Source organism: Candidatus Polarisedimenticolaceae bacterium (genome assembly GCA_036376135.1).
Lineage (GTDB): Bacteria > Acidobacteriota > Polarisedimenticolia > Polarisedimenticolales > DASRJG01 > DASVAW01.
The window spans coordinates 23545-36403 of the sequence record DASVAW010000155.1 but is presented as its reverse complement, the minus strand read 5'-3'; the positions used below and the strand labels follow the sequence as shown (position 1 = coordinate 36403).

General features: G+C 69.7%; 11 protein-coding genes. 5 read left to right on the top strand and 6 right to left on the bottom strand.

Translation table 11 applies throughout. The annotated features are described in order from the left end of the window. The coding region (locus VF139_16390) for a fused MFS/spermidine synthase (GenBank protein ID HEX6852976.1) at nt 1-2003 on the bottom strand (2003 nt) is incomplete at its 3' end. Nucleotides 2004-2071: 68 nt separating this feature from the next. On the opposite strand from VF139_16390, the gene VF139_16385 reads away from it, so the two are divergent. Beyond that, a complete protein-coding gene (locus VF139_16385; GenBank protein HEX6852975.1) occupies nt 2072-3424 on the top strand; it encodes an MFS transporter in 1353 nt (450 codons plus the stop codon). 27 nt (nt 3425-3451) lie between these two features. Here VF139_16385 and VF139_16380 read toward each other — a convergent pair whose 3' ends face one another. Continuing rightward, nucleotides 3452-4675, bottom strand: coding sequence for a DUF418 domain-containing protein (locus VF139_16380; GenBank protein HEX6852974.1), 1224 nt, complete (start codon nt 4673-4675; stop codon nt 3452-3454). Nucleotides 4676-4737: 62 nt separating this feature from the next. Between VF139_16380 and VF139_16375 the strand changes: the two genes are divergently transcribed. The 4 genes from VF139_16375 to VF139_16360 are packed head-to-tail and all read left to right on the top strand — an operon-like array spanning nt 4738 to nt 7067. Further along, nucleotides 4738-5313, top strand: a complete 576-nt coding sequence (locus tag VF139_16375) for a heme-binding protein (GenBank protein HEX6852973.1) — start codon at nt 4738-4740, stop codon at nt 5311-5313. A gap of 18 nt (nt 5314-5331) precedes the next feature. Then, entirely contained in the window at nt 5332-5946 is a 615-nt protein-coding gene (locus VF139_16370; protein ID HEX6852972.1) for a YdeI/OmpD-associated family protein, read from the top strand. A gap of 49 nt (nt 5947-5995) precedes the next feature. Then, a complete protein-coding gene (locus tag VF139_16365; protein HEX6852971.1) occupies nt 5996-6208 on the top strand; it encodes a hypothetical protein in 213 nt (70 codons plus the stop codon). A gap of 31 nt (nt 6209-6239) precedes the next feature. Next, on the top strand, nt 6240-7067 hold the full coding sequence (locus tag VF139_16360) for a pyruvate, water dikinase regulatory protein (protein ID HEX6852970.1): 828 nt from the start codon (nt 6240-6242) through the stop codon (nt 7065-7067). Between the two features lie 24 nt (nt 7068-7091). Here the strand turns inward: VF139_16360 and VF139_16355 are convergent, their stop codons facing one another. The 4 genes from VF139_16355 to VF139_16340 all read right to left on the bottom strand — a co-directional run bounded on the left by VF139_16355 (nt 7092) and on the right by VF139_16340 (nt 12704). After that, a complete protein-coding gene (locus tag VF139_16355; protein HEX6852969.1) occupies nt 7092-8498 on the bottom strand; it encodes a putative metal-binding motif-containing protein in 1407 nt (468 codons plus the stop codon). 170 nt (nt 8499-8668) lie between these two features. Next, the gene (locus VF139_16350; GenBank protein ID HEX6852968.1) at nt 8669-8920 is read right to left on the bottom strand and encodes a hypothetical protein; all 252 of its coding nucleotides are present in this window, start codon (nt 8918-8920) and stop codon (nt 8669-8671) included. An 18-nt stretch (nt 8921-8938) separates the two neighbouring features. Next, nucleotides 8939-9421 (bottom strand): glycine/sarcosine/betaine reductase selenoprotein B family protein, encoded by a 483-nt coding sequence (locus VF139_16345; protein ID HEX6852967.1) that lies wholly within the window; start codon nt 9419-9421, stop codon nt 8939-8941. Nucleotides 9422-9437: 16 nt separating this feature from the next. Continuing rightward, nucleotides 9438-12704, bottom strand: a complete 3267-nt coding sequence (locus tag VF139_16340) for a thioester reductase domain-containing protein (GenBank protein HEX6852966.1) — start codon at nt 12702-12704, stop codon at nt 9438-9440. Nucleotides 12705-12859: the final 155 nt, after the last annotated feature.

Below are 12859 nucleotides of genomic sequence, written 5' to 3'. Positions count from 1 at the left end.
GTCTTCATGTCGTCTTCGGTGAAGTGGTAGATCGGGATCCAGGTCGAGAAGACCCCCCGCTCCGACAGCCGGCTCCGGCAGAGCTCGTAGTACTCCTTCGTATAGGTGTTGAACGCGACGACCGGGTGCACCGAGTCGCTCTGGATGATGTCGTACGTGCGCGTGGTGGTGAGCAGGTGGTTGCGCGCGTCGTTGAGGATCAGGTTGAACTTCGGGTTCTCGAGGATCCGGCGGTTCACGTGGTGGAAGAGGTGGTTCGCGCCGACCTCCGCCGCCACGAGCTCCCCGCAGTCGACCGCCTTCACCCCGTGCAGCGCGATGCAGCTCGACGCCTCCCCCGATCCCAGCCCCAGGATGAACGCCCGTTCGGCGTCGCGTCCCGTCGAGGCCTTGAAGAGCATCAGCGGGATGTGTCCCTGGATCTTCTGCGTCGTCCGCAGCACCGGCGGATCCCCCGCCACCGAGACGCCGTCCACCTCGATGTCGCGGTAGCGGACCCCGTCGTAGGGGTGGTGCCCCATCTCGGTGACGGTGATCGTCCCGTCCACCGATTCGCCGTAGTAGGCGATCGTGTCGCCGTCGGTGTACAGGCGGGAGAACTTCCTGCCGTACAGCGCGGGCGGGACCTTCCACGACGCCGCGAGGACGCCGCCCGTCGCGAGGAGCGCGACCGCCAGCGCGGCGGCGAACGCGCGCGCCCGCCGGCTGCGCATCTCCGAGAAGAGGAACAGCAGCCCCAACACCGTGTTCATCGCCGCGATCAGCGTGACCCCGCGCACGACGCCCATCGCGGGGATGATCAGGAATCCGGCGAGGACGGAGCCGAACACGCAGCCGAGGGTGTTCATCGCGTACAGGGAGCCGATGCTGCGCCCCAGGCGCGCGACGCTGCCGGTGAACGCCTTCGCGATCGCGGGAAAGGCGATCCCCATCAGCACGCACGGCACGAACATCACGAGGAACGACGACGCGAACCCCGTTCCCGACGGCCCCTGGCCCGCGCCCACGAGCGACGACAACACCGCACTGAGGCGGGAGAGCTTCGAGAACTGGAACAGCGTCAGGAACGCCGACGCTCCGATCAGGATCTGGAGGACCCCGAGCAGCACGACCGGCCGGCGCCAGCGGTCGAAGAACCGCGCGTACAGGAGGCTCCCCACCCCCGAGCCGAGCAGGAAGCTCGTCAGCATCGTCGGGAAGGCGTACAGCGACGAGGGGAGGAAGAAGGAGATGGTCCGCGTCCAGAGGACCTCGTACGCCAGGGCGCAGAAGCCCGACACCGCGGCCCCGGCGAAGAGCAGGCGCAGCCTGGCGTCGCCCTCGGCGACGGGAGGCTCGGGCACGACCGCCGGGGGCCCCGCCTCCTCCGGCGCGCCCCGGTCGATCCACCACGCGATCGCCGCGAGGACCAGGTTGACCGCGGCGGCTCCCCAGAGGGTCGCGCGCGTGCCGATCCCGGGCATCAAGACGAATCCGGCGAGAAAGCACCCGGCCACGCCGCCCAGGGTGTTGAGGCCGTAAAGCGCCCCGGCGCCCTTGCCGACCTGGTTCAGGCTTCGGACGTAGAAACGGGCCATGAACGGGAGCGTGCCGCCCATCAGCACCGCCGGGATCGCGAGTACCCCGACGCACAGGACGAGCCGGATCAGGGCGAGCACGAAGGGAGCCGGCTCGAACGTGCGCGCGATCCCGGCGAACAGCGCCATCAGGCCGGCGACGATCGCCGGGAAGAGGAGCGCGAACAGCCCGATCCCGGCCTCGAGCAGGGCGTAGGCGCGCAGCGGGCGGTCGACCGCGTCGGCGCGGCGGCCGAACAGGAAGCTCCCGAGGGCGAGCCCGCCCATGAAGGCGGCGAGGATCGTGGCGGTCGCGTAAGTCGTGATCCCGAAGACCAGGCAGAGCATCTTCTGCCACACGGTCTCGTAAACCAGCGCACACGCGCCCGAGAGAAAGAAGACGACCAGGACCGTGCCGGCGCCCGGTCGCACTGCGGATCGGGACATGAAGGGAGCCCCCCGGCCGGAATGTACACCGAACCCGTTCGTGGAGCCGCAGGCTAGGATGGGTCGCCGTGAGCGAGCTCCAGCCCCCCCGAAACCCCCTGCGCGAGATCGTCCAGCCGTTCGTGGACCTCGTGCGCTCCCCACGGGCGGTGATGGGGCTCAACCTCAACTACGGGATCGAGGGGTTCGTCTACTTCGGCATCCTCATCTACCTGGGGATGTACTTCGGCGAGTACGTCGGCCTCGACGACCCGAACGCGCTTCGCATGGTCGGGGTTCTGGGTTGGGGGATCACGCTGTCGATGGTGTTCTTCGGGGGGCGCGCCGACCGCTGGGGCGTGCGCAACTCCCTGATCGCCGCGATCGCCCTGATGGTCGTCGGGCGCGCGATCCTCGCCGCGGCGCCGGTGCTCGGCCTTCCCGGCGGCTCTTTGGGTTCCCCGATGAACCTCGTGGCGCTCGCGGGGATCCTCGTCGTCGTTCTCGGGTACGGGATCTACCAGCCCGCCGCCTACAAGGCGGTGCGGGAGTTCACGACCCCCGAGTCGGCGAACATGGGGTACGCGATGCTCTACGGGGTCATGAACCTCGGGGGATGGCTCCCGTCCTTCATGTCCCCGATCCGCGAACGCTGGGGAATCCAGGGGGCGTACGTCTTCTTCACCTCGGTCTCCGCCGTGGGACTGGTCCTGCTCGCGATCCTGATGAGTCGCCGCGAGATCGAGCGGGCGACCGTGTCGGCTGGCGCGGCACCGAAGGAGCGGCCGGGGTGGCAAGGGGTCGGACACTGGCTCCGGAACCACCCGCTCGCCGACGCGAAGTTCGCGTTCTTCATCTTCTGCCTGATTCCCGTGCAGACCCTGCTCGTCCACGCCTGGCTGACGCTCCCGCTGTACGTGAATCGCGCCTTCCAGGGGAGCTGGGTCGGCGAGAAGTTCGAGGCGGCGACGAACCTGAACTCGCTCCTCATCTTCGTCCTGTGCCCGGTCGTCGCCGCGGTCACCGTCCGGATGAAGGTCTACACGATGATGATCGTGGGCACCGCCGTCATGGCCCTGCCGACGTTCCTGCTGTCGCCGGGGCCTTCGGTCTGGGGGCTCTTCACGTTCATCGTGCTCATGTCGATCGGCGAGGCGACCTGGCAGCCGCGGTTCCTCCAATACGCCGCCGAGATCGCCCCCGAGGGGCGGACGGGCGCGTACATGGGAGTCGCGCAGCTCCCGTGGTTCCTCACCAAGGTGATCGTGTCGCTCTACTCCGGGTGGTTCCTCGCGACCTACTGCCCCGACCCCGCGACCGGCCTCCCGCAGGACTCGGGAACGATGTGGACGATCCACGGCTGCATCGCCCTCTCCTCGACGGTTCTGCTGATCCTCGCGCGCGGCTGGCTGGGGAAGGACTTCAAGACGAAGGCGGGTTAGCTCCCCGGGGCGGGCGGGCACCGCCGGCTATGCGGATCGAGTCGTCCGCCGCATCGGCTGGAACCTGCGATAGGTCAGGGAGCGCCAGATCCACTCCGCCGGCCCGAACCGGAACCGCTCCAGCCACGCGCGGCTCGACGCCGCGAGGGCCGCGTAGAGCGCCAGCGCGAAGAGGAGGCACCCGGCGGGCCCCATCCGGCCGAGCAGACCGAGCCCGAAGCCGTAGAAGAGGAACGCCATCGCGATGCTGTGGGCGAGGTAGTTCGTCAGCGCGAGCTTTCCCACCGGCTCGAGCCAGGACAGTCGCGCGCTCCAGGCGGGACGTACGAGCAGGAGCAGGAGCGCGGAGAGGTACGCGGCGGCGAGTCCGGCGATCCCCACGTGCCGGGCGAGGTTCCCGAAGGCCGCCCCCGCGGAGCCGGGGCTCATGCTGCGCGACGCGAGCCAATACGCCGTGCAGGGAACTCCGAGCGCGAGCCCGGCGGCGAGCAGGCGCGCGAACCCCCGGCGGTAGCGGGGGAGATCCTCCAGGAAACGCCTCCGGCCGACCCAGTAGCCGAGCAGGAACTTCCCGAGCACCGAGGGGAGGAACTCCCGCGCGAATCGCGAGCGCCAGAACCCCGCGCTCCGCGCGACGTTCTCGGCGACGAGGGCGCGGTACGGCGCGGGGCCCGCGGTCAGCGCGTGTAGGCGCTCGGTCTTCGCGTCGACGACCGTCGCCGGGACGAGTGCGGGTCGGCGACCCAGCTCGTGCTTGGTCGTCACGACGCCGGGAAGCACGATCCCGAGCAGCAGACCCGTCACCAGGAGCGTCCGAGGCCCGGCGCGGCGGAAGAGGATCATCACGAACCCGAGCGTCGCGTAGACGTGCAGGACGTCGCCGTACCAGAGCAGGCAGGCGTGCAGCGCGCCGATGACGAGGAGAATCCCCAGCCGACGGGAGTAAGCGGGGAGGACGTTCGTCCCCGCCTCCTCGGCGCGCGTGAGCTGCAGCGCGAAGCCGAGGCCGAAGAGGAACGAGAACAGCGTGTAGAACTTCCACTCGACGAGGAATTGCACCGCGGGGAGGACGACGGCGTCGACCGGCGCGGTCGGAAGCGCGGAAAGGACCGCGGGGGGAACCTGCTCGTATCCGAGCGACACGACGTTGCCGACGATCACGCCGAGGAGCGCGAAGCCGCGCAGCGCGTCGACGTGGTGGAGCCGGCGTGCTTCGCTGACGGGGCCGAGCGGGCGCGAGGGGTGGGGCACCGGCGAATTATCGACGACGGGCGCCCCTTGCGGAGCCCGGATCACCCCGCCACACTCCATCCATGCGCGCGGGCGTTCTGGGTCTGGCGTTGATGGCGGCGTGGGGGACCGTGATGGCCACCGAGGAACCCAGCTTCGAGGTCGTCAAGGCGTACGAGGATTTCGAGGTCCGCCTCTACGACCCATACGTGATCGCCGAGACCGAGGTGGACGGGGCGTTCGAGAAGGCGGGGAACGCGGGGTTCCGCGTGCTCTTCCGGTACATCGACCGGGGGAACGCCCGCTCCGAATCGATCGCGATGACGGCGCCGGTCACCCAGAGCGCGAAGGAGGGGCGGACGGTCGTGGGGTTCGTGATGCCCGCCGGATCGACCCTCGACACGCTCCCCGCTCCGGCGGACGCGCGGATCCGGATGCGCGAGGTCCCGTCGCGTCGGGTCGCCGCGATCCGGTATTCCGGGTCGTGGAGCGAGGCGCGATTCCGCGAGCACGAGGCGGCCTTGCGCGTCGCCCTCGAACGCGAGGGGCTCCGTGCCGCCGGCGAGCCGATCTGGGCGCGGTACAACGCGCCGTTCGTCCCGTGGTTCCTCCGGCGGAACGAGGTCTTGCTCGAGGTGGCCCCGGAGGAGGCAAACTAGGCGCCCGGAGGACCCCCGATGGGTACGCGCACCCCCGAGATCGACGCCTACATCGCCAAGGCGCCGGAGTTCGCCCGGCCGATCCTGGAGAGGATCCGCGCCGCGTTCCACGCCGGATGCCCCGCGATCGAGGAGAGGATCAAGTGGGGCGTCCCGAGCTTCGAATACAGGGGAATGCTCGGGGGAATGGCGGCGTTCAAGCACCACGTCACCTTCGGATTCTGGAAATCCAGGTTGATGGAGGACTTCGACCGCCTCTTCGCCCGCGGGCCTCGCTCGAGCCCGATGGGGGTCCGGGTCACCTCGCTCGCCGACCTCCCCGCGAAGAAGGTGCTCGTCGCCTACGTGAAAGAGGCAAGGCGGCTGAACGACGAGGGCGTCAAGGAGCCCCGGCGCGCCTCCCCCAAGCGGGCGGTCCGCGTCGTCGTCCCGCCGGACCTCACGGCCGCCCTCGCGAAGGACGCGAAGGCGCGCGCGACGTTCGAGGGGTTTTCGCCGAGCCATCGACGGGAGTACATCGAGTGGATCACCGAAGCGAAGCGGGACGAGACCCGTCGCAGGAGGCTCGAGACGACGCTCGCCTGGCTCGCCGAGGGCCGGCACAGGAATTGGAAGTACGAAAGAAAGGCCTGATGCGCGGCGCCGTTGGACCGTACAATCGCCGGACCAGGAGGGTTCCAAGATGAAGAAGCTGTTCCGGATCTCCGTCGCCGCCGCCTTCGTGTTCGCGCTCCTGTTCGGGGTGTCGAGCCTGTTCACCGAGGCCGAGGCGGCGCGTTGCCTGTGTCCGCAGATCTACGCCCCGGTCGTCTGCGACAACGGGAAGACCTACCCGAACCAGTGCGTCGCCAACTGCCAGCACGCCAAGAACTGCGTCCCGACCGGCGACATCTAGCGCGTCCCGCAAGGGCCCTCGGGCTGCCGGCATGGCGCGAGCGCGCACGCCGCGTGTGTTCATCGTGTCCGACGGACGCGGGGACACCGCCGCGCAGGTGCTCAAGGCCGCCGCCGTGCAGTTCGAGGGCCGGGCCTACCGGGTCACCCGCCGCAGCGGCGTCCGCACGGAAAAGGACGTCGTTCGCGTCGTCCAGGAAGCCGCGAAGGCGCACGCGGTGGTCTTCTACACGCTGGTCGAGGAGGAGACGCGGCGCGCGATGCGCCGCGCCACGGGCCGCCGGCTCGTGCCCACCGTCGACATCCTGGGGCCGTGTTTCACCGCGCTCGCGGAGCGATTCCAGGGGGCGCGGCGCGGCACGCCCGGGTTGCTCTACGCCCTCGATCGCGACCGCATCGATCGGATGGAGGCGATCGACTTCACCCTCCACCACGACGACGGTCTGCGCTCCCACGAGTTGTCGAAAGCGGACGTCGTCCTCGTCGGCGTCTCCCGGGCCTCCAAGAGCTCCACCTGCTTCTATCTGGCCTACGCCGGCGTCCGCGCCGCCAACGTCCCGCTGATTCCCGGCATCGAGCCTCCGGCGAAACTGCTCGCCCTCGATCCCTCGCGTGTCGTCGGGCTGAGGGTCAACGTCGACCGCCTGCTCACCGTGCGCGAGTCGCGCGCGAGCCACCTCGGGGGAGCGCGCCTCGATGGGTACCTCGACCGCCGCGAGCTGGCCCGCGAGGTGCTCTGGGCCAACACGCTCATGGAGGAGCGGGGCTGGAGCTCGATCGACGCGTCCTACCTGGCGGTCGAGGAGATCGCGCGGGAAGTGATGCGCCTGGCGGGGCTGCGAGGGGATCGGCGCTGGTGAGCCGCGGGGCCCACCAGCGCGCGTTCAGCGGTGCACCACGGTCGCGAAGCGGACGTGTCCGTAGCTCTCCGTGCCCTCCTGCTCGACCCAGACCACGCCGAGGCCGGGGCCGGCGTTCGCGATCGACGGCCTGGTCGAGATCGCGCCCCCCGTGCCGGCGCTGAGGTTGAGCTCGGACCAGGGTCCCCAGTTCCCCGGGGGGTGCGCGTTTCCGCTCGAGTCGATGCGGCGGAAGTGCACGTCGGTGCCGCCGAGCGGCCCGACGCCGGTGTTCTCGTTCACCACGATGAACTCGGAGCCGCTCCACACCACGTCGGAGAAGAACGCCGCATCCGCGTCGGGCGGGAACTCGAGGATCCCTTCGAGGTCGAGCACCCCGAAGAAGCGGAGGTGGGCGCCGTTGACGTCGTTCTCGAAGACGTGCCAGCTCACGGCGAACCCCGACGGGTTCCCGGAGATCGACGGCATCGCGCCCCCCGGCGCCGGGACGTTGTCGTGCGTGTTCACGCGCGCAAGGCCTCCCGGAAGGTGCGCCGACGGATCGCGGGTGACGAGCAACACGTCGCCGGTCGCGGCGAATCCGAAATAGGCCTCGTAGACGATCCCGAACCGTCCGGGAACGACGTTCCACTCGATCGTGCTCGGAATGGTGCCGCTTCCGCTCCACGCGATGTCGGCGCAGCCGGCGCTGTTCGGGAGCATCTCGATCGGGTCGACCGGCCGGCCCTCGCGGTCGAACGTGCGGTAACCGACGCAGTCGCCGAAGCAGCTCGCGCGCCGCCAGACGACGCCGAACTGCTGCTGACCCCAGGCGATTCGCGGCTCGGCGCCGCCGGCGTAAACGAGCGTATCGAGGAGCAGCGAGGCGTGGACGTCGAGCGTCATCAGGCGCACGTCGGTGACGTCCGTCGAGCGGTCTTCGTACACGATGCCCAGGCGCGTTCCGCTCCACGCGACGTCGGGGGAGCGGACGCCGGCACGCAGCACCAGCGGCTCCGGATCGAGGAGCGTCCCCTCGGGTGAGATCCGCACGAGCCGGAGGAGATCGTCCCGGTCGGCCCAGACGACGACGAACGCCGCCCCGGTCCAGGCGACGCGCGGGGCGCTGTCGAGCGCGATCCAGCCCGGGAGCGCGCGATCGATCTGTCGCATCGCGAAGTCGATCGTGGTGTCGAAGCCGTCGTCGATCGCGCCGTTGCAGTCCTCGTCCACGCCGTCGAAGGTCTCGGTCGCGCCGGGATGGACGCGGCCGTCGTCGTCGTTGCAGTCGAAGACGTTCAGGGTTCCGTCGCGATCGGCATCACGGTAGTACGAGGAGCCTCCCGCGGCGTTCGTGGGGTTCTGGATGTCCCGTGAGCCGGGCGGGGCCCCCGCAACCGCCGTGGCGAGGAGGGCCGCCGCGGCTCCGAAGACGAATCGTGCGACATTCATGACCGCTCTCCCCATCACTCCGGATGGCCCGTGCCGGACTTCAGCCCGGGACCCGGCGCCGAGGGGGGGAGTGATGTCTCGAGGCCCTGCGGCGCCGGCGCGCGTAAGGTCGCGCGCGAACCTCCACTCCTGATGTGGAGGATACCGGCCACGGGCGGCCGCGCTCGGGTTTATCGGGCTTGTCGGGAGTCGAGGTCGCGCAGCACCGGCGGAGGCGGCGCGCCCGTCTCGGCGAGGCGGAGCGCCGCGTCGAGGACGGCGCGTTGCCCCGCCGGGTCGCCTGGAGCGCCGAGGGGATAACCGTGGTCGAACGGCACGCACAACGCGCGCGGCGGGCGGACCTTCTCCGCGATCTCCCGCAGGAGCTGGATCGCGACGGTGACGATTCCGCGGCGCTCGATCTCGGCGGCGATCAGACCCACGGTCTGATTGCAGGTCGGTCAGACGGGGACGAGCAGCGCGACGTCGACCCGGTCTGCGACCAGAAGGGCAGCGCCCTTCGGGGCACTCTCGCGAATCAGGCGTCCGGGCGCCGTGATCGATCCCATGAACGACAGGTGGCGCGAGGCGATCGAACCGATGCGTCCTTCGGCCGCGAGCTCGCGCATGCGGTCGATCGGGAACGCGAGGTTGGCGTCGCGGGCGATCCCCGAACGGTCCCACGCTTCCGAGCGGTGGCGCGAAACGAGCGTGCGGACGTCCGTTTCCGCGGGAATCTCGCGGAAGCTCCAGTCGCCGCCGCGCACGCCGTCGTCGAAGGGAGCCTGTCCCGGCGCGACGAAGCCGGCGCTGGAGACGACGGCGACGCGGCAGGACGCGAGCGGCTTCGAGAGCGCGGCCCACGGGACCGGATCGACGCGCCGCCACGGGTAGGTGCGCACGAACAGGCGGTAGGGGAGCGGGAGGTCGTCGACGCGCGCCACTCCCCGAGTATAGGCGTCAGCCCCCCGACCCCGTGGCGTTCCGCGGCGCCCGCGACCGGAGCATGCCTTCGTGCTCGAGCGAAGTCATCAGATAGGACACCGTCTCCGTGAGCGTCGGGTCGGGGCGACTCCCCGCGGCAAGCCCCCGCGCCTCGCGGTACTCCCGGTTGTCGTAACGCTTGTGCTGCATCGCGGCGATCTTCGGGTGGGAGCGGTTGAAGAAGTCGAGCAGCGGATAGATCGGGTCCTCCCGGGTGGCGCGCCGGTTCATCTCCGCGACGAAGGCCGGGATGTCGTAATACGCGAAGGCGTGACCGTAGTCCCGGGTGATCGTGCGCGTCACGTCGGGCATCGTGTAGTAGTCGTCCACGGTGACGTGGAAGGTTTTTCCCCACGAGCCGGGGCGGGCGAAGATCGCCGCGATGTTGTCCGCCGCGACGTCCGCCGGGAGGAAGCTCACCTGGTTGCGCGCGTTGACCGCGACGCCGTGATCGATCATGAACGCCAGCAGGCGAACGGCGATGTCGTCGCGGCTCCCCGCTCCCCCGGTCGAGGCCGAGATGAGCGAGGGGCGATAGACGCGCACGTCGAGCCCGTCGCGGCCTGCGGCGTGGACGAGCTGTTCGGCGACCCACTTGCTCTGCGCGTAGCCGAAGTCGAGGTTGGCCATCTCGGCGTTCCGGTCCGTCTCGAGCAGGAGGTCCTTCACCGTCCATCCGAAGATGAACGTGCTCGAGACGAGGTGGAACGCCTTGGGCGCGCCGGAGCACGCGAAGCGCAGCAGCTCGCGGGTCCCGTCGACGTTGTGCGGCCGCAGCGCGTCGTAGCTCAGCACGTAGTTGACGAGCGCGGCGTTGTGGCAGATCGCCTGCACGCGCGTCGAGAGCGCCTTCCACTGCTCGGACTTCAGGCCCAGGTTGTGGCGCGCGATGTCGCCGCAGACGACGTGCACGCGATCCTCGAGGGCGCGGTCGAGCTCCGGCGTCCAGATCCTGGCGCGGCGGAACGAGGCGCGGATCCGGTCGAGGGCGTGGATCGGGTCGGTCGCCCGCGTCAGCACGTGGTAGGTGTACGGCGTGAGGCGGAGCAGTCCCGAGAGCAGGAACGGCCCGAAGAAGCCGGTCGCGCCGGTGAGCAGCACGTCGGTGACCGCGCCGGACCCGGAAGGGGTCGCGATCCGCGAGAGGGACTCCAGCTCGGCGTCCGACCGCATGCAGTCCCGCTCGTAGCTCTCGTGCTCCTCCTGCACCTTCTTCAGGACGTAGCGCAGGGCGGCGATGGGCTCGTCGGCCGCCTTCTCGAACTGGTCGAGCAGCGAGAAGAACTCCGCGACCGTCAGCCGCTGCAGCAGCTTCACGTCGACGTGGCGGACGAGCTCCCCCGCGCCGTGCTCTTCGAGCAGGACCTTGATGTCCTCGATGAGGCGCACCATGGTGAGCGAGTCGATCCCGATCTCGGCGAACGAGAACTCCTCGCGCCCCGTCAGGTTGTACAGCTCGACGATGTACTGGAACCGCTCCCGCAGGCCGGAGAGGTCGCCCGCGGGCTCGGTCTCCCGTGCGCTCACGTGCCGCGCGATCACCTCGATCTGCCCGTCGAGCCAGCGACGGCGGGTCAGGCTGCGCGCGATCTTGCCGGAGGTCGTCCTCGAGATCCCGCGGGGAGGGACGAACGCGATCGTGTGCGGCTCCACGTAGTACTGCGTCCGGATCGCGCGCGCGATCGCCGCGGCGTCGGGGAGGTCGGTGGGCTTCCTCACCTCGACGAGCACGACCAGCGCCTCGCCGTCCTCGTCGACGTCGAACGCCGCGACGCCGCCCGTACGGATGCGCGGCGAGGTCGCCTCGACGATCGACTCGATGTCCTGCGGGTAGTAGTTGACCCCGCGGATGATGATCAGGTCCTTGATGCGTCCGCAGACGTAGAGCTCCCCTTCGTGGAAGAACCCGAGGTCGCCGGTGCGCAGGTACCGCCGCTTCTCGGTCTCCTCCGGAAGGGTCCCGCCGAAGATCTCCTCGCTCAGCTCCGGCCGTTTCCAGTACCCCTCGGACGTGCTCTTCCCCGCGATCCAGATCTCGCCGATCCTCCGCTCGCCCTTCACGCGGCGGGACTCGGGGTCCACGATCCGGACGTGCACGCCGTCGAGCGGCTTGCCGCAGCTGACGATGCGGCTCTGGTTGTTGTTCCGGGCCTGGGCGTTCTCGAGGTGGAGGTTGCGCTGCTGGAGCTCGCGCTTGTTGACGGTGAGGATGTGTTTCCCGTGGTGGGTGACGCAGAGGGTGTTCTCGGCGAGCCCGTAGGCGACGACGTGCGCCTCGGGGCGCAGGCCGTGCGGCGCGAAGCGCTCGAAGAAACGGGTGTAGGTCTCCGCGCGCACCGGCTCGGCGGCGTTCATGAGGACCCGCAGCGACGAGAGATCCAGGTCGCGCAGCTCCTCTTCGGAGACCTTGTCCTCGCGCAGGCAATACTCGAACCCGAAGTTCGGCGCCGACGTGTACGTCGCCCGGACGCTCGAGATCGTCTGCAGCCACAACGCGGGCCTCTTGAGGAAGTCCAGCGGCGAAAACCCGTGCGTCGTCCCGCCGGTGATGAGCGGGTAGAGGTAGTACCCGATCAGCCCCATGTCGTGGTACTGCGGGAGCCACGACACGCACGTGGGTGCGTGGTCGAGGGTGGCGAACCCGTTGTGGAGGACGTTCTCGTGGGTCACGACGACGCCCTTCGGGTCGCTGGTGGAGCCCGACGTGTACTGAAGGAAGAGGACGCGGTCCGGATCGTCCACGTACGCGCTCGACGCCACCCCGCGGACGTCGTCGGTCGTCCACCAATCGAGGTCGGGAAGCCCCGGCGCGCGGCGCCACGGCGCGGAGAGCCTGCGCTTGGCGAGCAGGAGCCGGTACGAGCGGTAGAACCCGCGCGTGGTCAGAGCCCCCTTGGCCCCCGAGTCCTCGGCGATGAAGGCGAGTTTCGCCATCCCCGCCTCGAAGTTCATCGGAGTCGGGGGGTAGACCGGCACGGGGATCACCCCGATCCGCGAGCAGGCGAAGAAGGCGACGATCACCTCGAGCCCGGGCGGGTAGACCAGCAGGACCCGGTCGCCGCGCCGCAGCTTCGCCTCGCGACGGAGGTGCTCGGCAAGGTGGCGCGTGCGTTCGTGGAAGGCGAGGTAGGTGTAGTGGTCGCGCTCCCGGCCGTCCACGTCGAGGAAACGGTACAGCGTCTGGTCCGGGCGATCGGTCGCGCCGCGCTCGAGGGCGTCGACGAGCGTCTTGAGAGCCGGCATCGGGCTTGAACCTCGCATCGGGGGAACCGCTTTGATACGGCCACAATCGACGCACTGTCAAGGCAATAGCGAGGTTCGATCCCGATTCAGTGCCGGAGCTCGAGGATGCGTCCCATCCCCGCGGGCGCCTCGCGGACAATGCCGCTACAGCAAGA

Coding starts and splice junctions, on each gene's coding strand:
- VF139_16375 (HEX6852973.1), top strand. CDS start 4,738: ATGCGCGCGGGCGTTCTGGGTCTGGCGTTGATGGCGGCGTGGGGGACC.
- VF139_16370 (HEX6852972.1), top strand. CDS start 5,332: ATGGGTACGCGCACCCCCGAGATCGACGCCTACATCGCCAAGGCGCCG.
- VF139_16365 (HEX6852971.1), top strand. CDS start 5,996: ATGAAGAAGCTGTTCCGGATCTCCGTCGCCGCCGCCTTCGTGTTCGCG.
- VF139_16360 (HEX6852970.1), top strand. CDS start 6,240: ATGGCGCGAGCGCGCACGCCGCGTGTGTTCATCGTGTCCGACGGACGC.
- VF139_16355 (HEX6852969.1), bottom strand. CDS start 8,498: ATGAATGTCGCACGATTCGTCTTCGGAGCCGCGGCGGCCCTCCTCGCC.
- VF139_16340 (HEX6852966.1), bottom strand. CDS start 12,704: ATGCCGGCTCTCAAGACGCTCGTCGACGCCCTCGAGCGCGGCGCGACC.